The sequence below is a fragment of the Marinomonas shanghaiensis genome (assembly GCF_003259175.1).
Taxonomy (GTDB): Bacteria; Pseudomonadota; Gammaproteobacteria; order Pseudomonadales; family Marinomonadaceae; genus Marinomonas; species Marinomonas shanghaiensis.
The window spans coordinates 142,002-164,342 of record NZ_QGOK01000007.1; the positions used below are offsets into that span (position 1 = coordinate 142,002).

A 22,341-nucleotide genomic window follows, 5' to 3' on the forward strand; every position below is an offset into this window, starting at 1 on the left:
AATACGTATCCTATTTTAGAAGGTCATTAAACAGTAAATAAAGGCTCATTAACGCCCGACAATGGTTTCTCGTGTGACTTTCTCGACACAACGAACCGCTTTGATACGACGCATGACATCCGCTAAGCCTACGCGACTGGAGATAGTAATGCTTAACCGTAAGCGACTGACGCGGCCACGTTCAATAATATCGAGATTTGATACTTGGAAATCGGTATCGCTGATGGAACTGGCGATTTTCGCCACGGCACCACGTTCATTAATGTAGGTCACGATAAGACTAATGTGCAGTTCTTCTTCAATTTCTTTGCCCCATGCCATATGAATAAAGCGTTCAGGGCTAGAGAGATGGTCCTGAACATTCGGGCAATTAAGGTGATGAATAATGATGCCTTTATCGACTTGTACATAGCCAACAATAGGGTCGCCTGGAATAGGGGCGCAGCATTTCGCATAGGAAATCAGCATGCCTTCTGAGCCATTAACCTTAAAGGATTTTGGCGTGACCAAGGTATCTTCATCAATATTTGGGAAAAGCTCTCGGGCCACCAGATAGCCTACATGGCGGCCTTTACCGATGGATTCTAGTAAGTCATCCATGGTGGCGAGCTGGTGGTTTGCTAATACCTGTGCAATTTGTTCCGCCGTCAACTCTTCAACATTCGTTTTAAATGCATTGAGAGAGCGAGTCAGCAGGCGATAGCCAATGGAGATGGCATTTTCCCGTTGTTTGTCTTTTAAATAATGGCGGATGTTCGTGCGAGCTTTACCCGTAATGGCAAAGCTCAACCAAGCGACATTGGGTTGGGCATTTTTGGCCGTAATGATTTCTACCGTCTGTCCACTTTCTAGCTGTGTACTCAGTGGTGCTAGGCGACGGTTGATACGACAAGAAATACAAGTATTACCAATTTCTGTGTGTACGCCATAAGCAAAATCCACTGGCGTGGCGCCAGAGGGTAGCTCAATGATTTGACCATTTGGAGTGAAGACATACACCTCATCGGGGAATAGATCACTCTTCACGTTATCAACGAATTCGACCGGGTTACGCGCTTTTTGTTGAATTTCCAACAGGCTTTTCACCCATTTTGTAGCGCGATCGTGGTTGCTTGGCATGTTGGATGTGCCGCTGACTTTATAAGCCCAGTGTGCGGCAATACCATTATTCGCCACCAGGTCCATTTCTTCTGTACGGATCTGGATTTCCATTGGAATACCGTTGGCGCCCAATACGGTAGTGTGCAGAGATTGGTAGCCATTGGATTTTGGCACAGCGATATAGTCTTTGAAACGACCTTCTATCGGTTTAAAAAGTGCGTGAATCACGCCAAGGATGCGATAACAGCTATCATGACGATCTGTCACGATGCGCACACCCATAACATCCATAATTTCATCCAAAGAGCGACGTTTCTTGTCCATCTTCTGATAAATACTATAGATGTGCTTTTCACGAACACTGATACTGGCTTCTATGTAATCAGCGGCTAATTCTGAGCGAATGGTGTCTTCAAGCTTTTGTGTGTCTTTGATGCGCTGCTGGCCATACTTTTTATGAATGGCTCGTTGTAACATGCGCGCGCGCATCGGGTAATAGGCTTGGAAAGCGAGAGATTCTAGATCGACCCTGACATTGTACATACCTAGGCGATTGGCGATGGGCGCATAAATATCTAGGGTTTCACGAGCGATACGGCGTTTTTTATTCGCTGGCATGGCATCCAATGTGCGCATGTTGTGCAAACGATCCGCCAACTTTACCAAAATTACACGAATGTCATCGGCCATGGCCATGGCCATTTTTTGGAAGTTATGGGCTTGTTTTTCGACTTGGCTGTTAAATTCTAAATGTGTCAGTTTGCTGACGCCATCCACAAGACCCGCGACACCTTCACCAAATTGCTCGGTGAGTGCTTCTCGGCTGATGCCTGTGTCTTCAATCACATCGTGTAGCAAAGCGGCTGTCAAACCATCACAATCCATCCGAAGTTCCGAGAGGATTTCGGCGACTGCGAGAGGATGGGTGACATAAGGCTCACCACTTTTGCGTCGCTGCCCATCGTGGGCTTGCTCAGCGTAATAGTAAGCACGCTTTACCTTAGAGACTTGCTCGTAAGGTAAGTACTGACTCAAGGTCAGTGCTAAATCTTCAATGGTATACATCGCTCACCTCACATTGGCAAAAAAGAAGCGCGACAATTTGCAATGAGCGACACCATAGAAATTAAAACTCGTGCAATGGGCGTTTTTGCTTGTCAACATTTTTAGCGTTGATCAAGTTTTCGGCTATTTCACGTAGTGCAACTACAGTCACTTTGTCGCCTTCTAAAGGCACTTTTGCGTCTTCGCCGCCAGTAGCAAGTTGACGAGCGCGTTTTGACGCGACCATCACTAGTTCAAAGCGGTTATCAACGTTTTCTAAACAATCTTCTACGGTAACTCGAGCCATTTTGACCTCTGTGTTCGGTTATCTATTTTTCCAAGGGTAATTCTACTTAACGGCTTCTCACAATGACAAGAGATCATTTATAAGATTGCCATATTTTTGCTGCATAACAGGTGTTTTTGAGCGCATTGCCATAAAAATGGACGACATTTCTGCAAGAGCCACATCAAAGTCGTCATTCACAATCACAAAATCGTATTCGTGGTAATGGGACATTTCATTGACCGCCTTCGCCATACGACGCTGAATCACATCATCCGTATCGGTAGCGCGTTTTTTTAATCGTTCTTCTAGGGATGACAATGATGGCGGAAGTATGAAGATACCAATGGCTTCCGGGTAGAGTTGGCGTACTTGACGGGCGCCTTGCCAATCTATTTCTAAAATGACATCCAATCCCTGCTCTAACTGACTGAAAATAGACGCTTTAGAAGTGCCATAATAATGATCAAACACTTGGGCATGCTCAAAAAAAGCGTCTTCTGCAATCATGTCCAAAAAAGATTCATCGTCGATAAAATAGTACTCTCTCCCATGCTCTTCGCCAGCACGTGGGGCGCGCGTCGTATGAGAAATGGAAATACGCACGTTATCGTCTGCTTTTAGCAGGGCTTTATACAGAGAAGACTTACCTGCACCAGAAGGCGCAGACAATATAAATAAGTTGCCAGTATGTTTGTGCATAGGAGTCTTTACATCCGATAATCTGGGTCGATATAAGAGACGAATGAGTATATCACACCACCTTATATCTCGCTGTGTTTCCTCGTTTAATGACGCGTATTTTTTATGGATGGTTTTGGACTCGCCATCCAGCCTAAGCCCATCCAAAGTAAACCAATACCCAGTATGATGTAGAGCGGAGCGGTCCAGGATTGTTGTATGTCATACAAAGCACCAATTAACACAGGCCCAATCGCCGCTAGCGTATAACCAATTAACTGCGCCATACCAGACAATGCCGCTGCTTGTTTTGGGCTGTGGGTTCGTAAGCTCACGAAAGATAAACCCAAAATAAAACCCATGCTGACGCCGAACCCAAACGATACTGACCATAGGCCTGACCAGCTCGGAATAAATAACAAGCCCGCTACGCTCAAAGATGTCAGCCCAGTAGCAAACAAACATAAGCGTCTATGGCTGCCCAAACGATTGATAAAGGGCGCTAGAATTAACGACGGAATGGCACCGGCTAATTGCAGATAACCTTGATAAAGCCCCGCCGTGGTATCGGTGTAACCCTTGCTCATTAAAATGGCCGGTACCCAAGCAACAACAATATAATTAATCAACGAATTAACGGCCAAAAAACCGGCCACTTGCCATGCCGTGACAGAGCGCCAAACGGATGTGGCGACCTCGACATTCCCGTTTTGAGGCGCTTGGTGTTGGGTGATTTTGCAGCTAAACCACACCACTAAAGGCAATAGAATCAGTAGGCTTTGGCACGCCAGAGCAAACGACCAGCCGCTCATCGGCAACTGAAAAGTGGGTTGTTCTGCATAGAGGCTTAATGGCACCGCAAGGCTCGACATCAAAAAGCCGCCGATGCTCATCATCAATACATAAATGGCCGTGAGTTGCACCACGTAATTTGGGAACTCGCGTTTCAGCAAGCTCGGCAACAATACGTTACCGATGGCAATGCCTGCGCCAATAAACACGGCACCAAGGTACAGGCCGCTAATAGAACCGAATGTCCGAATTACCATGCCAAGGGCTATCAGGCCCACACCCGAAGCAAGAATGCGCTCAATGGTAAAATGCCGAGTCAGCCAAGACGCTACGGGCGCAAAAAAAGCAAACGCCAATAGGGGCAAGCTGGTGAGCAAACCGGATTGAGAGCTGCTGAGACTGAGGTCTGTACTGATCCTGTCTAATAACGGTGGCAAGCCTGTGACTGGGCCGCGCAAACTCAATGCCACCAGAAAAATAAACAAGAGTAAAAAGGCCGCATCGTGCTGTGCTAATCGTCGTAATCGTTTCATGGTGTCCATTTAGAAAAGAGGTTATTGGGAATGCTTGTTGATTCGCTATTATATGCGCTACTCTGTTTGCTGAATTGAGAGACTTGGACAATAAATTGCGAAATACAGACAAAAGCATTTTTGAATCGCTGACGGATCTTTGCTTTGCCGATCATTACCCACATAGGGTGTTGGTCTTGCGTTCTCAATCGGTGCCGCACAGTGAAGAAACCCCATGGCATCATCATCAAAAAGCACAGCTTGTCTTACCATTAACCGGGGTGGTGACCAGTTTTATTGATGACAAAATGTGGCTTGTACCGCCCCGTTGTGCGGTATGGATCCCCAGCAATGTCATGCATCGCAACCAGATTTCACCCAATGCAGATGTGTGTATGTTGTTTGTGGATGGTGCTGATTTGTCTTTGCCAGACGCGGCTTGCACCTTAACGGTCACACCTTTTGTGCGCGAGCTGATCTTGCATTTGCATACGCGACAAGACTACGAAAAGACAGATCCAGCAACGGATCGGCTGGTGGATGTCCTGCTCGATCAGTTGATTCAGTTAGAGCGAGAAGAGTTTGATTTTCCTATTCCCGATGAGCCTATCTTGAATCGCCTTGCGCTCGAACTCATCGCCAGACCCAATGAAAAGCGCACTTTAAGTGAATGGGCCAGCGACTTCGCCATGAGTGAGCGGACACTGGCACGGATGATCAAGCGTCATGTACAACTCACCTTCGGTCAATGGCGAAGCCAATTGCATATTGTGCTGGCTCTCCAAAAGCTCGCTATTAATCTGCCCATCCAAACCATCTCAGAAGAACTGGGCTACGACTCCGTCAGCGCCTTCATCACTTTTTTTAAAAAAGCGTTGGGGAAATCGCCAAGACAATATCGGATAGAGCGTTGGGGCAAGGAGTGACAAGGCGTTACGTTATGACTCGCTTAGACTGTTGTGAGAATATACAGCGCCAAGAAAAGTAATGCTAAGCCAGACAAGCGATCAATCCACATAGCCTTGCTACGCAACTTTTCTAAAAAGCGCGCGTTCGATAACAGACATGCAATCAAAGTGTACCAAAGGCCATCCACCAGCCAAGGTGTCGCCACCATGAGCATTTTTCCACTGACTTGATGGACTTCTGCCACAAAAGGGCTGAATAATGCGGCAAAGAATAGGGCGATTTTGGGGCTTAAAATCGACACCAGAAAACCTTCTTTGGCGGATTGAAACACGCTCACGCGAGTGCCTGATTCTAACTTAGCCGCAATGCCTCCTTTGGAACGCAGAGCATTAATACCAAGATAGGCCAAATACGCCGCTCCCGCGTAACTGATGATCTGAAACAGTAAAGGCAACTGATGAAAAATTACCGCCAAGCCAAGCATGGAAAGCAGGGCATACAAGCCAATGCCCGTGGCGTGAGCCCATGACGTGGCTAAACCGTTGATTCGACCACCCGCCAAACTGTGCTTGATGACCATAGCGAGACTCGGACCTGGTGAGATAGCACCAAGCAAACAAATGGTAAATAGGGAAAACCAAATAGACAGTGACATACGCTTGCTCCTTAATGATTGAAGCAGATTAGCAAGCTATTGATATTATATGAAATCATCTTTTCTCATGATGGTTATGATCTTAGATCATAGCCAATGGAGTAAGCGGCTTTTGACATCACCTGCAAAACGAGGCTTCTCATCCACAGATGAGAAGGGTCATTGTCGTATTTTGCATGCCAAATGAGCCAGTACTTATGACGTGGAGTTGTTATGGAAAGTGGTTTATAGATCAGTGAAAAGTGGTTTTTCAAATTGCGAGCAATGTGTTCTGGAATCACCAAAAGGTGCTGGCTTTGACACAGTGATTGTGCTGCTGCGTAAAAAAAAGGCACCTTCAGCGCAAAGCGTCGCTGTTTTTCTAGCTTGGCTAACGCCTCATCAACGTAACTGTCTTTGTCACCACCACCGATCACTTTAATATGAGCGTAGGCGAGTAGATCTGCGATGCTGAGAGTGTCCTGCGTTGCCAAAGGGTGAGCATCACTCATCACACACACCGGGAAGTCTTCGCCTATTTGAATTGAAGACACGCCTTTTGGCTGCACCGGTGACATGCTGGATGCCAACTGAATATCTGAGGTGGCAAGCTGAGATAATAAATCCGGCTGCCATAAACGATATTGTAGTGAGACATTTGGCGCTTGTGCCGCCAAGGCCTCGACAATGTCAGGCAAAATATACTGGGCCACATAATCACTGGAGGACAGCACAAATTCGCTATGCCATTTTGCTGGTTCGAACGTCTCTTCCACCAGCAAATCATCCAGTTCCAGAAACCAATGCGCCAATTTAGCCTGCAGCTGCAATGCTTTGGGTGTGGGAATCAGGCTATTGCCTTCGCGAATGAGCAATGGATCCGCAAATAAATGCCTGAGCTGACTAAGCTGACGACTCACCGCGGATTGTGTTAGGTTCAACTGATCGGCCGCGTGGCTAACATGCCGCTCTTCCAGCAGTACCTTCAACGAACGCAACAAATTTAGGTTAACACGGTGGATCATCTCGATAGGCTCACAGGCTGAAGCGTGGTCGGTTTATTGTTTGGCTTTACCCATCATAACGCAAGGTGGATTGCTCAGCTTAATGGTCAAACAGCTTAATGGGCAAACTTTAACACGACCACGCCAAGAATAATCAGCAACACGCCCATATAACGCAGCAAAGAGGTCGGGTCGCCATAAAACCAAATACCCACTAAAAACGTGCCTGACGCACCGATGCCTGTCCAGACGGCATAGGCGGTGCCCATGGGGATCTCTTTTTGTGCCAACCAAAGCAAAGTGCCACTGACGGCCATAAACCCCACCGCCATGGCGATGCCCAGTGCTTTTGAGCCGCCAGATTGCGCCATTTTTAGCCCAACAGGCCAACCAATTTCCGTTAACCCTGCCAACAACAAATATAACCAACTCATGCCTCACTCCTTATTATGTTGAAGACAATGTAATTTGCAGGCTAGACTATCAATAATTATGATATTTAAAAGTTAATAACCATCGAAAAAATTCATATGTTGAGTCTAGAACAAATTAATATGCTGGTGTTGTCTGCCGAGCTGGGTTCCTTTTCCGCCTGCGCAAGAAAGCTCGGTAAGGTGCAATCGGCGGTGAGTCACGGGATTAACAATTTAGAAATAGACTTGGGTGTCGAATTGTTTGATCGCACCTCTCGTAGCCCCAAACTCACGCCAGAAGGGGAGCGCTTACTGCGTAGCGCGAAAGCCTTATTGGCACAGTCTTATGAATTCGAAAAAATTGCCGAATCCATTACGCGCCATGAAGAAGGCGCGTTAACGATGGCCGTTGACGATGCTCTGCTCACACCGTATTTGAGCGCTATTTTGGCGTTATTTGCGCGCACCTTTTCTCATGTAGAGATCGATCTAGTGTCTCTGGCGTCTCCTGATGTGATTGCTATGGTGAAAGATGGCAACGCGGATATTGGCGTGATGTTTTCAGAAGTGGAAGCCAACAAACAAGTGGATTTCTGTTACGTGGGCAGCGTCGACTTTGTGGCCGTATGTCATGCGGATTTTCCCTTAGCGGCGATGCGAAGACTCTCGGAATCGGACTTAATGCCCTATCGGCAAATTGCCGTCAGAGGCCAACAAAAGCGAGAATCCCAAGTACTCATTAGCATGACCCCAAATGCCTGGTGGTGTTCAAGCAACTACAGCGTATTGGAATTGGTGAAACAGCAAATCGGCTGGGCTTACCTACCTTTGTCCTTGGTTCAGCCTTTTGTGCAAACGGGCTTATTGCAAAAGATAGACGTTACCTTTGACCACAAACCTTGGTCTGTTCCTGTCGACCTTGTTTGTAAAAAAGGCACCTTACGTGGTCCCGCCCATCAATGGTTGTTCGACGCCTTAAAAAACGCCTTTTCTGCTGAACGGTAGGCAAGGTCAAAGAATAAGAATTTACCTATTAGATACAATAATGTCCAAAAAACCTAAATTTAGGTTAAAATAGATACTATTATATCCATTTATTTGGTGATTTTTTCTATGAATCATTTCCTACTGCTGGACGACAGCGACGTACAGCACGCTTTTGCGGCGCATCTTCGTAAACGGCGAGAGCAAGAAAAACTGTCTCGTGATGCATTGGCCGCTCGCAGTGGCGTGCCCGCGCCTACTATTAAAAAGTTCGAACTGACAGGGCAGATTTCCTTTCGTCAGCTATTGTTGCTCTGGCAAAGTCTTGATGAACTGTCGCGGCTCTTTGCGTTGACCCAAAATACAGAAAATAATCAATCCAGCATGCCAACGTCCATTGAGGAGGTGCTGAAAAATGGCTTTTAAATCCATTAGTTAAAAATATAGGAATACAGTCCCATTTTTATAAAGATAGGGCCGTTTCTTGAATATTGATTTTTACTGTTTGTAGGACTATATTCCCATAATAGTCAAAAATATAGGAATACAGTCCTACTTTTAAATAGGGATAAACAAAATGCCCAAGAGAGATATGCATCGAGTGTTATTTCCTAAACAACTCAAGGTCTTGCGTGTGTTCGGTGAAGATTTGTTGTTGGCGGCTAAACGACGAGGTTTTACCAAGCAATTGATTTGTGACCGCACAGGATTTGACAACAAGACAGTGAACAAAGTGTTTGCTGGTGATCCTGGTGTGGCGATAGGCGCTTATATTAAAGTCATGTCAGTACTTGGCATGGAAGAAAATTTTTCGACGCTTGCTGCCCATGATGAAGTTGGCGTTAAGTTGCAAAACATTAAATTACTAGAGGGCGTGAAATGAGTCGCCGAGTGGTGGATGTTTATGCCCATTGGATGCCTATCGACTCGCCTTTGTTAGTGGGACAGCTGACGTTCGCAGAAAGCAGCCGAGGTGGTGTGTTTAGCTTTGCTTACGATAAAGCCTTTCTAACATCAGATTACCGCTTGCAGATAGATCCACTGCTGACGCTTCATGATGGTGAACTGTATAACGATTCACCTGATAAAAATTTCCGCGCATTTTTGGATTCATCGCCGGATCGTTGGGGTCGAATTCTCATGAAGCGACGAGCCGCCATTGAGTTTAACAAAGGCTTACGGACAACGAGTCGACTCACTGAATTAGACTATTTGTTAGGTGTGCATGACTCTTATCGAATGGGTGGTATTCGCTTTAAACTCGCTGGTGCGACAGACTTTTTAGATAACAACAGCGAGTTTGCTGCACCGCCTATGGCTTCTCTACGAGAGTTAGAATATGCCGCTCTCCAAATAGAAAAAGACGACAATATTGAGAGCGATGAATACTATCGCTGGCTAAAAATGTTAATTTCTCCCGGTTCCTCTTTAGGCGGTGCGAGACCAAAAGCGTGCGTGAAGGACGAGAATGATCACCTCTGGATTGCCAAATTTCCCAATCAAAGTGATGCTTTCGATGTGGGGGCTTGGGAAATGCTCTGCTACGAACTGGCTCAAGCGGCTGGCGTAGAGATGTTTCCCAGTGAAATACGCCGATACTCCTCTGAACATCATACTTTTATCACCAAACGGTTTGACCGAATTGGCGCGCAGCGAGTGCATTTTTCCTCCGCTATGACGCAGCTACAATACTATGATGGAGAATATTCAGACGGCGCAAGCTACTTAGAAATTGCAGAATTCTTAACAACCAGCGGATCGCAAACCAAAACCGACCTAGCCCAACTCTGGCGCAGAATTGTGTTTAATATTGCGGTTTCTAATACAGACGATCATTTAAGAAATCACGGATTCTTACTGACAAATAAAGGTTGGAAACTGTCACCCGCTTATGACCTGAACCCTATTGTTGGTAAGCAAGGCTTGCACTTAAACATTACCGATACCTCTAACGAACTTGACTACCGCTTAGCATTCGACGTGATCGACTTCTTCCGCCTCGACCGCGACGAAGCGACCCGAATTTACGATGAAGTGCTTGGTGCCGTGAAGCACTGGCAAAGCATCGCCAACCAGATCGGTATTCGTCGCAGCGAGCAACTTGCCAAACATGAAGCGTTTAATGTTTGAGAGCGGTTTATAGGAGACATAGGCAAGCAGATGTCTGTTGGGTCATGTATAAAAAACACGAAAAAATAGACACGTCATAAGGATTTGCTCTTTTCATGTCGAAAAAGTGAGAGAATTTCAACATGATATCTTGATATGTCGATGGCATCGACATAAGCTACAAAAGAAATAGAGATATGTCGAAATTGTTGAGGAATTTAAACATGAGTTTTCGTGCTGATCAGCCATATAACCAGTTGCCGCCACTTCCTCCCAATATTGATTTGATAGAAACAAGAGTCGTGCTTAAAGCCTGCATTAGTGCGAGAGCCGCATTGGCAGAGCTAAAACAAGCGGGAGAATTACTTCCGAATCAGGGCATGTTGATCAATTTGCTACCTCTCTTAGAAGCAAAAGACAGCTCTGAAATAGAGAACATCGTCACGACGACTGATCAGTTATTCCAATATGCACAAGAAGACACAGGGGCTGACCATGCCACTAAGGAGGCATTGCGCTACCGAACGGCACTGAATCAAGGTTTTAAACAACTGACTCGTAGACCCTTATGCAGTAATACCGCCGTTGAAGTGTGCAGCACCTTGAAAAATACGGATATGGATATTCGTAAAGTCCCAGGGACTATCATTGGCAACCAAACAACAGGCGAGATTGTTTATACTCCACCTGTTGGTGAAGACGTTATTCGTGGCTTGCTGGCCAATTGGGAAAAATTTTTACACGACGAAAATGACATAGACCCTCTGATTAAAATGGCAGTGAGTCACTATCAATTTGAAGCGATTCATCCTTTTTACGATGGCAATGGCCGAACCGGACGGATCTTGAATGTACTGTTTCTGATTGAGCAAAAACTGCTCAGCCTGCCAATCTTATATTTAAGCCGTTATATCGTGCAGAACAAGCAAGACTACTATCGACTTCTTAACCAAGTTACTCGTGAGCAACATTGGCAGAATTGGTTACTCTTTATCTTGCAAGGTGTAGAGCAAACTTGCCTTTGGACGTGTAAAAAAATCGCCGCTATTAAAGAGTTGATCGACATCACCGCAGACTATATCCGCGACCAGCTACCAAAAATATACAGTTATGAGCTTGTTCAACTCATATTCGAACAACCCTATTGCCGTATTAATAACCTAGTCGAAAAAGACATCGCCAAGCGACAAACCGCCTCGACTTACCTAAAAAAACTTACAGACATTGGCGTGTTAAAAGAAGTGTCAGTAGGCAAGGAAAAGCTATTCGTTCACCCAAAGCTGATGCAGCTTATGACGCAAGATGGCAATGACGTGAGAGCTTATGATGCAGAGTGAGGTTTGGGCTAGTGCATCACTAGAGCTGGGAGAGTGACTTTTTGCTGCTTTGGTAAATCTTTGCATGCCAACGTCTATTGAAGAAGTTGGACGATTAATTTTTGAGCTGATTTAGAAGGCTTATTTGGTTTGTTGGCTTCGCTCAATATCGATCACAACTATTTTTATGCGGCCATGTTTAGCTGCTAAGCAATCTTCTTCGAGCATCTTCTGTAGCTCGCTTGCTGTCATAGGTTGTTCTTTGCCTTTTCCTCGGTTTTTTAGTTTCTTAGATGAGCCTAAACCAAACCATAAGACCAAATAAACTCCACAGCCCTGTGCTTGATGGTCTGTTGTGTAGAGCGTATCTAGTTGTTTATCTGCGGCTGTCCACAAGTCTTTATGCCACTGACCTTTTATTTCGATAGGTAGTCTTATTCCTCCAGTAACAGAGCAGGTAATATCGACTTCTTTATCGCTCGCAACATGACTTTCGGGTACGAGATCAATGTCGTTAATATTTTGACGTAATAAGCCTAATAAATGATCGCGACACCGTTCTTCTTTGTAGGGCTCTTTATTGTCATCATAGAAACCTTGCCAAGACTCTATGTCATCTGCCTTTATTTTTGCCTGAACGACAGCAAGCTCTTCAATTAAGTAAGACTGCAAATCATCTATAGTGGTCGGTGTGCTGTCGTCTATTATGGCTTTGATGGTTTTTAAGTCTGGAAGAATAAATCGTTGCTCTACGATACGTTGATTCTGTTCGGCGATAACACTCTTTATTTGATTGGAATAGCCATCCTCTCCCTGATCCCTTAGGTTGTGAAGAGCCTGTATTACTTCGTCTGAAGTGTTAGTAGCGAGTTGATTGATAAGGTTAGAAATAAACTTACTTGCATCCCATTTATTAGATCTCCCAGACCAACCTCCAACTGGATAATCATGTATAGGCCACAAATTTCTAAATGATTTGATAATCCAAGCTGTAAGTTTCGGTGTGTTGTTTTTTGGTAATAAGTCTTGAATATTCCAAAGTAATTCAGCTTCCACTGATTCTTCTATTTCACTTTTTACCACTTCAAAATCAACTATGAGCCGAGCTGCTAACCTGTTTCTTTGTTGCTCAATACTTTCAGTTTCTGAGATTCGCTTTAAAAAGGTTAGAACTGTTGAGTTATGACCAGAATTAATGAGCTTTTTTAAGAGTGCTATTTCGGTTTCTGAAGATAAGTTTGGGAAATTCAATAGCCAGTTAGATGTTAGTTCGCAGGCAATGTTAGATAGATTCTCATCTCGTAGTAATTTATACAGGCAGTGAATTGAAGTTTTATTGGCTTGTAGTTGTGGTTCAACATAGCGCTGATACGCACTTTTTATTAAATTTCTATTTATTACTTCCTGTTCTAAGTATTGTCCAATATCACCTATTTTTGCATAGTCAACAGAGACTAGACTTCCCCAATGTGAAAATAAGCAGACCAACAAACATTTATCGCTTAAATCGTTTAAGACTTGGCCTTTTCTTAAGCGCTCAGCGATTGCAGCAATGAAGATAAATTCAGCATCATAGCGCTTATTTTCTAAATGTGTTTTGGCTATCGTGTCAGGCTCAAAGAGATTACTTTTGAGGTAAGTTTCAAAGCCAGATAGTGCAGCTTTAGAAATATCATCTCCAAGCCAGTCCACTACGCGTTTATGGGCAGGAAGGTCTTGTTCAATATCATTAAACATTCTTAGATAAGCGCGCGCAGGGTTAACTAGCCAGCTAAACTCTCCCTTTATCAACTCTTGAATTTTTTCTGAGTATTCTTCTCTATGTTGCTTATGACGGGCTGCTTTTTTTGCTTCATCTAATTCGATTCTCAGGGTTTGAGTTTCTTCCCATTCAGTTAGAGGTGGATTGGCAAGCTCATTAAGCCAAGTTAAGTCTCCATAATATTGCTTTGCAAATTCTTGTGCTGCTTCACGTACTTTTTCTCCACTCACACCATTGTGGTAACAAAGGAGCAATAAGTCGCGCCAACGTGTGTCGTTTTTATCGAATGGGTTAAGGTGCCCAAGTAAAGTAATTACGTCGTTTTCATTGACACCTAATGCTGGAAACGAATGTTGCAATAGCCGGCTTTGTTCTCGTATATTGGTATTTGGTTTCGATAGGAAAGCGAAAACATGAATGCTGGTACGTAGACTTTTTTCTTCGATTAACAGAGTGAGCTTTTCTGAATCTCTTCTACTTTGTGTTTGAGGTTGGATTGACGTTAGCCAATACCACATTTTTTCTAGATATATTTCTCCTTTTGCTATAAGCCGGCAAAGTAGAGTACAAACTAGATCTGCCATATCATCATGCCCTGATCTTTCGTACCACTCTCCTAGAGTGGATAACTTTTCTGAAAACTGATCTAGAGTGTTAGAGATTCTTTCAATAGGAAGATTTCTAGCCAATGAATAGAATTTTAATGCGGTATTGTCATGGGACTGGGCATACTTGATTGTTAAATTAACAATGAGCTCATCATCAATACTTTCAAAGTTGATGGTATTAATAAACTCTTCAGCTAATCGCAATGAATCGTTGTCTTCTAAATCAGCAAGATTTTTGGCTATATTTAGCCAATTTTCTTTATTTCTTATATTTGCTAAAAGATTTAAAGCTGCACTTCTAATGGCAAAATATTCAGAAGTATCGAAAGATAAATTATTGAACAGTTGGTCGTAGCTTTCAGCCAGTGGTGAGTCTTGAAAAGCCTCTAAAAGCAATATACGCAGCGCAAACGGTGTGGATTTATAAGCGATTAAAGAAAGTGATTTTTCAGCAGATTTTTGATTAATTAGACCTTTGGCTGAGTAAGATTTCCATCCTGTGAAGTTCGGGTTGTCGTTTGCCAACTTGATAAGCGCATCAAGTAGTATATTAGACTGGTTAGGGGATAGATTGTCTGTGCCGCTGTATTCAATAACGCCCATTGGGTCAACACTAAGTACATTTGATGCAAGTTCATGATCTTGGCTTAACCATGCATGAATGCCACGTAAGTTGGCAGGTACAACACCATAGGATTGAAATATGGCTAGTAAACGACGTCTTTTTCTTGCTGTGTTCGCTTGCTTTGCTAACCATCTAGCACCTAAATATTCACCAATACTTCGGTGAATATAACTAAATCTATCGTCTCCAATAGCAATAAATAGTCTTGAGTTGGTTACTTTTTTTAAGTTTTCTACATTGGATAAAATGCCTAAGTCTACAAGACATACATCACTTTTTGCCGTATTTGCTACTGCCTTACGTGAAATACCTTCTTTGCCTGTCAGTATAAGACCTGCAAATGCCGCTCCCGCAGTATCTATAATGTTAGTTTCTGCCAGCTGTCCAGTTTCTTTCTTGTCATTATGTTCTGTTGCTAACTTCTCGACTGCTAATTTGTAAACTTCGCTTTTGCTTTCTGGAAGATGGTCATCCATGGATATTTTTTCAATCATGCTTAGAGTTTGAGGATTACCAAGTAATTCCTCTAAGCCAAGCCCTTTAAAATGTTCCAAAACAAATAACGCTCTTTCGTTATCTAGGTTACTACCTAAGTATTCTAGAATTTCAGGGTCTTGTAATGATTTAATATGAAGTGCGAGAGGTGCGGTGTTGTAAAATTCTTTGATTAACGAAGTGCCTGTAGCGTTTTGCCATTCTGCTGCTCGGCAAGACAAAATGAATCTAGGGTTTCCAAGCAGCTCTAACTTAGATAGAACCTTATCTAACGCGTCACCATCGTTTTTAGCGCTGACTTCATCTAATGCATCGATTACTAGAATGGTTGCATCACCAATAATACTTTCTGGTTGTTGGCTTGCAATTAGCCTTTTTGCAGTACAAAGAACACAGGTGTCTGACTGCGCTAACTGCTTTAAAAGATGGCTTTTCCCCATTCCTGCCTCACCCAGAATAATCAGCGGCTCTTCTCTATCAAGAAGCTCTGCTTGATAGAGTTCTAGTCTTTTGTCTTCGGTGTCATACCAAAATGTGCGAGGAATAGAAATTTCGGGCATTAGTTATCCTTTGCCTATAGAAGTATTTGATTTATATGATCTTAGCAGTTATTGCTTAACGAAGTTGAGTAGGAACAAGATAAATGAGACAGTTTATAATTAGTTTCCTGATTTTCTGATTCAAAAAGAGTTTGGATGTGCCAATGACCACCAAGTTAATCTGCAATAGCACGGCTGAGTTTTTGATTTTTACTGGGCAATCTGGTGAGCAGAGCATTGAGGCGCGTTATGAGACACTATTTGGCTTTCCCAAAAGCTGATTGCTGAGCTGTTCGATGTTGATGTACGAACGGTCAGTGAGCATTTCAAAAATATATTTCAATCAGCCGAACTCAATGAAGAAGCAGTTATCCGGAAATTCCGGATAACTGCTTCTGACGGTAAAAAGTATGATACGCAGCATTACAATCTAGACGCCATTATCTTTGTTGGTTATCGCGTTAATTCTGTGCGAGCGACTCAGTTCCGTCAGTGGGCGACTCAGGGGTTGCGTGAGTTTTCTATCAAGGGTTATGTGATTGATAAAGAGCGCATGGAGAATAGAGAAGCGATTTATTGAAAGGCTTTGTATGTGAAAAGCCCACTTCTACACAGGGTAAAAGCGGGCTTTAAAATACGGTCATGGTTTATAAAATCGGCTTACTCAGTCGCTTTATGAATGGTTTCTTTGGTACTTTCGTAGGCTTTTGAGGAGTCTTCTTTCACGCCTTCCCAAGTATTTGCGCAGCCAGCTAACGCAAGTGTTACCGCAATGGCTAATAATGGAAACTTCATGTTCAAACCTCTCTTCGTTATGAGTCTTTACACATTACCAAAAAGTTTTGTAAAGAATGACGCACTATTTTGATTTAACTTAGGATAAAGGGTTTTACCGGTTTTTGCTCTTTCTTTCTGACAAAAAAGCCTTATGGCAAAATCCTTAAACAGCCCCATGTATTTACATCAAAAGAGATTGATCTTATTTGGCTCTGGCATAGAATGGCGTCAATTTAGCCCAAGTTCGGGACAATCTAGCATTGAGGTGGCGCATGCCCAGTACACCGGTGGTTCCAACGAATCCCATTCGTCAGCGTTTAAAGGCGTTTATTGAAAATTCGACAATACAACGTAGTTTGTTGGCGTTGATTTTAGTCAATGCCGTTATTCTCGGATTAGAAACTTCCTCTGAGGTGATGACAAGCGTTGGGCCGTTTTTAATGGCCTTGGACAAGGCGATTCTGGCCGTGTTTGTGGTTGAGCTGAGTATTCGCTTGTTTGTGCATCGCTTTGCCTTTTTCAAAGATGGTTGGAATGTGTTCGACTTTATTGTCGTGGGGATCGCTTTAGTTCCAGCCAGCGGGCCGTTTGCCGTGTTGCGTGCGCTCCGCGTTTTGCGGGTATTACGTGTACTGACTTTTGTGCCATCGATGCGAAAAATTGTCGGAGCGTTAATCAAATCTCTAAATGGCATGTTGTCCATCGCCATGGTATTGGGGCTGGTGTATTACGTGGCTGCGGTGATGGTGACCAAGTTATTTGGCGAAGCCTTCCCAGACTGGTTTGGTAGCCTAGGCGCGTCTTTGTATACCCTGTTCCAAGTGATGACGCTAGAAAGCTGGTCCATGGGCATCGCGCGTCCCGTCATGGAAGAATTCCCCTATGCTTGGGCGTTCTTTGTGCCTTTTATCCTGATCGCCACTTTCACCATGCTGAACCTCTTCATCGCTGTCATCGTCAATGCTGTGCAAACCATGCACGACGACGATATTAAAGACGAGCTGGATGCGGAAAAAGCCACTCAGCAACAGTTACTGGAGCAAATGCAACAACTTCAGCAAGAGTTGAAGGAATTGCGTCGGGAAATGAAGCAAGGGAAGGAGTGAGGGTTTATAAAAACGCTCCTATCGAGTTTGTAAGGCGAATGTTGACGAAAGCGTATTGGCTTTAATACTCACGAAAAACATCAAAATTATCTATAATTACATATCAAAATATACTTTTTGATATGTAATAAGTCATCATATTTGTGCTCTTCGGTGTATGATGTGCTTTAATATATAAATCTTCTTTAGTGATTTATTAAGGCATATCAATATGAGCTATGTAACCGAGCAAATACTGCAAAGTCTTCGAGAGGCTCGGGTGCGTAAGGGGCTCAGCCAGAGAGAGTTAAGTGCGCGTTCGGGTGTACCGCAAAGCCATATATCGAAAATCGAGTCTGGTGGTGTTGATTTAAGAATGTCCAGTTTGATTGCTCTTGCCCGTGTACTCGACCTAGAGCTATTGGTTGCGCCTAAAAAGTCCATTCCTGCCATCAAGTCAATCATTCGAAGCAGCCAAGGTCTCAGCGATGAAGATGAGCAGATGTCGCCCGCATATCAGTTAGGGGAAGACGACGATGACTAATCATGTTTCTACGCTTAACGTGTTGCTCTACGGTGAACCTATCGCAACGATCACCAACGTGGGTAATGACAGAACACTTTTTGCCTTTATGGATTCGTACATTAATGACGAATCGCGGCCCGTGTTAGGACTGGGTTTTAAAGATTCGCTAGGTGGCTTGCTGACTAACTTTAAACCGACCCAAACTAAGTTAACTCCGTTTTTCTCTAACCTTTTGCCAGAAGAAACCATGCGTCATTACTTGGCAGAGCGTGCCGGTGTGAACCCCGCGCGAGAATTTTTTCTATTGTGGGTGTTAGGACAAGATTTAGCAGGTGCGATCACGGTTGAACCTACTGATGGCGAAGCGCTGCCACCTAATGTGCGTCAAGACATTGACGATGAAACGAAAGTTGAAGTGCCAATGCGTTTTTCATTAGCGGGTGTGCAATTGAAGTTTTCAGCCGTACAACAGGCAGGCGGTGGTTTGACTATTCCAGCAACTGGTCAAGGTGGTTCTTGGATTGTAAAATTGCCATCGTCTCGCTTTGACGCTGTGCCAGAAAATGAATATTCGATGATGGAACTGGCTCGAATGTTGGGAATGGACGTGCCAGAAACGCAGTTACTCCCGATTAACCAGATTGCTAATATCCCAGATGGTATCGGTAAATTTGGTGACAGTGCGTTTGTGATCAAGCGCTTTGATCGTGCAGGTGAGCAAGCCGTACATATTGAAGATTTTGCGCAAGTGTTTGGCGTTTATCCTCAAGATAAATACAAAAAAGCCAGTATGCGGAATATTGCTCAGGTTATCGGCATCGAAGGACAAGACGAGGATATCGCAGAATTTACTCGCCGATTGGTGTTCAACACTCTAATTGGCAATGCCGATATGCATTTGAAGAATTGGTCTGTGATTTACAAAGACAAGCGCACCGCATCGATAGCACCTGCTTATGACTTTGTCTCGACCATTCCTTATATTCCCGATGATAGTGCGTCGCTGAAGGTTAGCCGTAGCAAGAGATTCAGTGATTTCACGCTGGATGAGTTATCACACTTAGCCGCTAAAGCCATGCTGCCAGAAAAATTGGTGTTGGATACCGCCAAACAAACCGTGGCAGGTTTCCATGAAATATGGGCGAAAGAAAAAGCGCATTTACCGCTGACTAAATCGATGATAGAAGCCATTGAGCTGCACTTACGAAGCATACCGCTGCGCTAAAATGGGAATCGACGCGCTTCAATTCCACGGTGCGTTGCGTTGTTCCTAAGACGATGGATTTTGAAGATCGAATCTTGGCTGGTGTAGTCTGAGTCGAAGTTTTCTTTTGCTAAAGCATAAACCTCCCGAATACGATCTAGGTAGCGATCAATAGAGGTGAGCTTATTAATAATTGAGTCGTTCATTGTAAATAGTCCTGCAATAGGCCAGCTCGTTCTTCGTTCAAGTGTTGATACATAGACATGATTTGCATTTCAAACTTAGTTTGCTCGTCTTCGCTACCGACAAGTAACTCACCATTCATAATGATCTGATTTTGTAAGACTGTCGAAGCCGTTAGCAAATCGACTAAATCCACGTCCTGATTCAGTTCGATGGCGAGTGTTTCTTGGAGATCAAAGCGTGCTACTGAGTCTATTTTTTTGTCCAGTAGCACGGCAATATCAATATCACTGGAAGCCGTAGCAATACCATCAGCTTGAGAACCAAACAAGTAAATCAACCTAGCCTTTGGCATTAGGTGTTGTATGGCTTGAATTAGCTTATTTCTATCGAGCATAGTGCTACCTTACGGTTTCAGATTATTCAATATTCTGAATTTGCTCATTGAGTAGCGGCCTAGACCCCAACAAACTCAATAGCTTATCGAAAAGAAGCCGTTCAAAAATGCCTGTTTGCCCACCAAACTGCCCACCACCTGCCTCTGGCTTTTACTAAATCTTAGTGGTGCTTGTTGGCTATGACTACGGAAAAACAGTGCCGTTTTTATGCTGCTGTTAGAGCTAAAACATAGCAGTTTTGAAAGGCTTTATCGAGCACGATTTCTGCCAACATAGCTTCGCCATTTTTCGCTTGTTTTATGTGACCGTGATGAGTCAGCAGAAAATTAGCCTAGCCTTAAATGGATATCATGGTGTCCATTTTCATTGAATAAAGTTCGATTCGGATGCTGTGGTGTCCAATATTGCCAAGACTGAATATCGAGTATCCGTCATCCAGGTCTACAAATTGTTACTCATAAGGTAATGTTGTGTAGACCTCATACTTCTAGACTACGCGCTTTTACCATCTCTGGGGTACATACTGCGTGAAATACAAAGGCATCACGATATTGGTTTGCTCTAGCGCTGATGAGCCTTGTGTACCCGTTAACTTAAAGGTTTTACTTGGAGTACATTTTTCAAAGTAGGATGCCAACGATTTTGCTCTTGTACGTTTACCACTTTTGACCTCCACAGGGACGATATCGCCTTCATCGGTCGCCAAAATAAATTCGATTTCGGCGCGGGCGTCATTCCATGAATAGCTTGGGTCAACGCCAATGGCAGTGAGCTCTTGTTGCACAAAGTTTTCAGCCACATAACCTTTGTACTCATAGTTTTGCTGTTTAATTTCTTTATAACTGCTGCCGAGCATATGATTAAGCAGGCCCACATCAAACAGAAACAGCTTGACCATATTTTCTTTTTTATAGGCCGCTAACGGAGATTTCGGCAATCCTTCAATAGGGTAGTTTGGCAAAGCTAAGCGGCAGCAGTTAAGCCAATGGATCGCGGTTTCAAAATCGCTATAACGAGATTTACGCTCATGCACATGCTTAAATTTAAAGCGTTTAACCGACTCATCGCTGACAAGTGATAGCTGGGCTGGAATGCTATTAAATACCGATTCAATCAGTGTGGCATCGACCTTGCCCGCGTACTTACCAAAATCGCGGCGATAACCTTCAACTAAATCGGCATGAATTTTTGTGACTTTTTCAACACGCTCTAGAATGCTTGAATCCTTATACTGATACCAAGCAGAAACGGCTTCCGGCATACCACCGGTAAAAAAATAGTCGGTTAGTTTATCCATCAATTTAGTATGCACCGCTGGTGTGCTTGCTTGACTATCAAATGCTTTGATCAGTGCTTGCTCGTTGGATGCGTAAATAAATTCTTGGAAGGTCAGTGGTCGTAAATTGTATTGTTCTACTTTGCCCACAGGGAAGGTGTTGAGCAAACCAATGTTAGAACCGCTGGCTGCGACAAAATAGGACGGGGCTTTTTCGGCAAAATACTTAAGCGAAGTAACGGCTCGTTCACATTCGCCAATTTCATCTAATATCAGCAAGTCGGTTTCTGGATTGAACGCTTGGTTGGTTAACAACTCAATGTTCATTACTAGCTCGTCAGGTGACAGTGAGCCATCGAACGCTTCTTTGTAGGCAGGGTTTTCAAGGAAGTCGATACGAAGGATGTTGGCAAAGGTTTTACCAAACAACTCTTTCAGCAGATAGGTTTTACCTGTTTGTCTCGCGCCATCGATCAATAATGGCTTGCGCACAGACTGTTTTTTCCATGCTATTAAGGCGTTGAGTAAGTTACGCTGCATTGTTTGTTCCCGCCAATCAAGATTGTTAACAGCCTATAGCATAACTCATCCCACATTTTTACGCGCATTAAAGTGTGGTTTTTTACATTTTTATGCGCATAAAAGTGTTTGTTGCATTATGGTTGAGTTGAAAAACGCCGGATTGAAGATGATCGAGTCTTGGCTTGTTAGGTTAGTATCAAGGTGATCTTTTGCTAGGCGATAGACTTCATTGATCCGAGCTAGGCTGTGATGGATTATCACGATTTTATGATCAATGATTTCATTCATAACGCCTCTATTGGAGTAAGTAGATAGTATCGCTATCCACTCCTTGATCGAAATTGCTCAATATTTTGGACCTTAATGTCGAAAATAGACAATATGATTTAATATATTATTTATTTTCAGTTAGTTACGATTTTTGTTGCTGAGAAGTAGTAAATCCTTATTTTTTCTTGGGATTGCTGGGAAATTTGGGATTTTATCTGAAATTTAAACGAGATAGGTCTTTTCTAGGGGGTAGTGGCTTTGCTCTGCAAGCGATAGATGGCATCAT

Annotated in this window: 23 protein-coding genes; 10 read left to right on the forward strand and 13 right to left on the reverse strand. The window is 43.6% G+C overall.

The genetic code is table 11. The annotated features are described in order from the left end of the window. Positions 1–48: 48 nt before the first annotated feature. The 4 genes from DKT73_RS07600 to DKT73_RS07615 form a co-directional block, all read right to left on the reverse strand. Positions 49–2,166, reverse strand: coding sequence for a RelA/SpoT family protein (locus DKT73_RS07600; protein ID WP_111637961.1), 2,118 nt, complete (start codon positions 2,164–2,166; stop codon positions 49–51). Between the two features lie 61 nt (positions 2,167–2,227). Beyond that, positions 2,228–2,452, reverse strand: a complete 225-nt coding sequence (gene rpoZ / locus DKT73_RS07605; protein WP_111637962.1) for a DNA-directed RNA polymerase subunit omega — start codon at positions 2,450–2,452, stop codon at positions 2,228–2,230. Between the two features lie 57 nt (positions 2,453–2,509). Further along, positions 2,510–3,133 (reverse strand): guanylate kinase, encoded by a 624-nt coding sequence (gene gmk / locus DKT73_RS07610; RefSeq protein ID WP_111637963.1) that lies wholly within the window; start codon positions 3,131–3,133, stop codon positions 2,510–2,512. An 86-nt stretch (positions 3,134–3,219) separates the two neighbouring features. Next, the gene (locus DKT73_RS07615) at positions 3,220–4,437 is read right to left on the reverse strand and encodes an MFS transporter (protein WP_232827812.1); all 1,218 of its coding nucleotides are present in this window, start codon (positions 4,435–4,437) and stop codon (positions 3,220–3,222) included. Between the two features lie 95 nt (positions 4,438–4,532). Here DKT73_RS07615 and DKT73_RS07620 point away from each other — a divergent pair, with 95 nt between their 5' ends. After that, on the forward strand, positions 4,533–5,342 hold the full coding sequence (locus tag DKT73_RS07620; RefSeq protein ID WP_232827813.1) for an AraC family transcriptional regulator: 810 nt from the start codon (positions 4,533–4,535) through the stop codon (positions 5,340–5,342). Between the two features lie 23 nt (positions 5,343–5,365). Here the strand turns inward: DKT73_RS07620 and DKT73_RS07625 are convergent, their stop codons facing one another. The 3 genes from DKT73_RS07625 to DKT73_RS07635 form a co-directional block, all read right to left on the reverse strand. Continuing rightward, positions 5,366–5,980: a LysE family translocator gene (locus tag DKT73_RS07625; protein ID WP_111637966.1), complete on the reverse strand. Its 615-nt coding sequence runs from the start codon at positions 5,978–5,980 to the stop codon at positions 5,366–5,368. 74 nt (positions 5,981–6,054) lie between these two features. Further along, on the reverse strand, positions 6,055–6,984 hold the full coding sequence (locus DKT73_RS07630) for a LysR family transcriptional regulator (RefSeq protein ID WP_198666567.1): 930 nt from the start codon (positions 6,982–6,984) through the stop codon (positions 6,055–6,057). Between the two features lie 95 nt (positions 6,985–7,079). Further along, on the reverse strand, positions 7,080–7,397 hold the full coding sequence (locus tag DKT73_RS07635; RefSeq protein WP_111637967.1) for a DMT family transporter: 318 nt from the start codon (positions 7,395–7,397) through the stop codon (positions 7,080–7,082). A gap of 96 nt (positions 7,398–7,493) precedes the next feature. Here DKT73_RS07635 and DKT73_RS07640 point away from each other — a divergent pair, with 96 nt between their 5' ends. From DKT73_RS07640 to fic, 5 genes are all read left to right on the forward strand, one after another. Next, complete coding sequence (locus DKT73_RS07640; RefSeq protein WP_111637968.1) at positions 7,494–8,381, forward strand: LysR family transcriptional regulator; 888 nt, start codon at positions 7,494–7,496, stop codon at positions 8,379–8,381. A gap of 108 nt (positions 8,382–8,489) precedes the next feature. Next, positions 8,490–8,786, forward strand: a complete 297-nt coding sequence (locus DKT73_RS07645) for a helix-turn-helix domain-containing protein (RefSeq protein WP_111637969.1) — start codon at positions 8,490–8,492, stop codon at positions 8,784–8,786. Positions 8,787–8,937: 151 nt separating this feature from the next. After that, positions 8,938–9,243 (forward strand): transcriptional regulator, encoded by a 306-nt coding sequence (locus tag DKT73_RS07650; RefSeq protein ID WP_111637970.1) that lies wholly within the window; start codon positions 8,938–8,940, stop codon positions 9,241–9,243. Further along, positions 9,240–10,490, forward strand: coding sequence for a type II toxin-antitoxin system HipA family toxin (locus DKT73_RS07655; protein WP_111637971.1), 1,251 nt, complete (start codon positions 9,240–9,242; stop codon positions 10,488–10,490). The genes DKT73_RS07650 and DKT73_RS07655 overlap by 4 nt, the downstream gene beginning before the upstream one ends. 203 nt (positions 10,491–10,693) lie before the next feature. Then, on the forward strand, positions 10,694–11,806 hold the full coding sequence (gene fic, locus DKT73_RS07660; RefSeq protein WP_111637972.1) for a protein adenylyltransferase Fic: 1,113 nt from the start codon (positions 10,694–10,696) through the stop codon (positions 11,804–11,806). A gap of 120 nt (positions 11,807–11,926) precedes the next feature. Here fic and DKT73_RS07665 read toward each other — a convergent pair whose 3' ends face one another. Beyond that, positions 11,927–15,835, reverse strand: coding sequence for an NACHT domain-containing antiphage protein EruA (locus DKT73_RS07665; RefSeq protein WP_111637973.1), 3,909 nt, complete (start codon positions 15,833–15,835; stop codon positions 11,927–11,929). Between the two features lie 364 nt (positions 15,836–16,199). On the opposite strand from DKT73_RS07665, the gene rhuM reads away from it, so the two are divergent. Next, positions 16,200–16,394, forward strand: a complete 195-nt coding sequence (gene rhuM / locus DKT73_RS20270) for a RhuM family protein (protein ID WP_232827819.1) — start codon at positions 16,200–16,202, stop codon at positions 16,392–16,394. Positions 16,395–16,474: 80 nt separating this feature from the next. Here rhuM and DKT73_RS20390 read toward each other — a convergent pair whose 3' ends face one another. Beyond that, positions 16,475–16,609 (reverse strand): entericidin EcnAB, encoded by a 135-nt coding sequence (locus DKT73_RS20390; protein ID WP_111637974.1) that lies wholly within the window; start codon positions 16,607–16,609, stop codon positions 16,475–16,477. A 254-nt stretch (positions 16,610–16,863) separates the two neighbouring features. On the opposite strand from DKT73_RS20390, the gene DKT73_RS07680 reads away from it, so the two are divergent. From DKT73_RS07680 to DKT73_RS07690, 3 genes are all read left to right on the forward strand, one after another. Continuing rightward, positions 16,864–17,697, forward strand: a complete 834-nt coding sequence (locus tag DKT73_RS07680; protein ID WP_111637975.1) for an ion transporter — start codon at positions 16,864–16,866, stop codon at positions 17,695–17,697. 211 nt (positions 17,698–17,908) lie between these two features. Then, positions 17,909–18,220 (forward strand): type II toxin-antitoxin system RelB family anti-toxin, encoded by a 312-nt coding sequence (locus tag DKT73_RS07685; protein ID WP_111637976.1) that lies wholly within the window; start codon positions 17,909–17,911, stop codon positions 18,218–18,220. Next, positions 18,213–19,427: a type II toxin-antitoxin system HipA family toxin gene (locus DKT73_RS07690; protein ID WP_111637977.1), complete on the forward strand. Its 1,215-nt coding sequence runs from the start codon at positions 18,213–18,215 to the stop codon at positions 19,425–19,427. Before DKT73_RS07685 ends, DKT73_RS07690 begins: the two co-directional genes overlap by 8 nt. On the opposite strand, the gene DKT73_RS07695 is transcribed toward DKT73_RS07690, so the two are convergent. The 4 genes from DKT73_RS07695 to DKT73_RS07710 form a co-directional block, all read right to left on the reverse strand. Beyond that, on the reverse strand, positions 19,424–19,612 hold the full coding sequence (locus DKT73_RS07695) for a hypothetical protein (RefSeq protein ID WP_111637978.1): 189 nt from the start codon (positions 19,610–19,612) through the stop codon (positions 19,424–19,426). The genes DKT73_RS07690 and DKT73_RS07695 overlap by 4 nt on opposite strands. Continuing rightward, entirely contained in the window at positions 19,609–19,986 is a 378-nt protein-coding gene (gene mntA / locus DKT73_RS07700) for a type VII toxin-antitoxin system MntA family adenylyltransferase antitoxin (RefSeq protein WP_111637979.1), read from the reverse strand. Before mntA ends, DKT73_RS07695 begins: the two co-directional genes overlap by 4 nt. 503 nt (positions 19,987–20,489) lie before the next feature. Further along, positions 20,490–21,803, reverse strand: a complete 1,314-nt coding sequence (locus DKT73_RS07705) for an ATP-binding protein (protein ID WP_111637980.1) — start codon at positions 21,801–21,803, stop codon at positions 20,490–20,492. 90 nt (positions 21,804–21,893) lie between these two features. Next, complete coding sequence (locus tag DKT73_RS07710; protein WP_111637981.1) at positions 21,894–22,073, reverse strand: hypothetical protein; 180 nt, start codon at positions 22,071–22,073, stop codon at positions 21,894–21,896. Between the last annotated feature and the right edge of the window lie 268 nt (positions 22,074–22,341).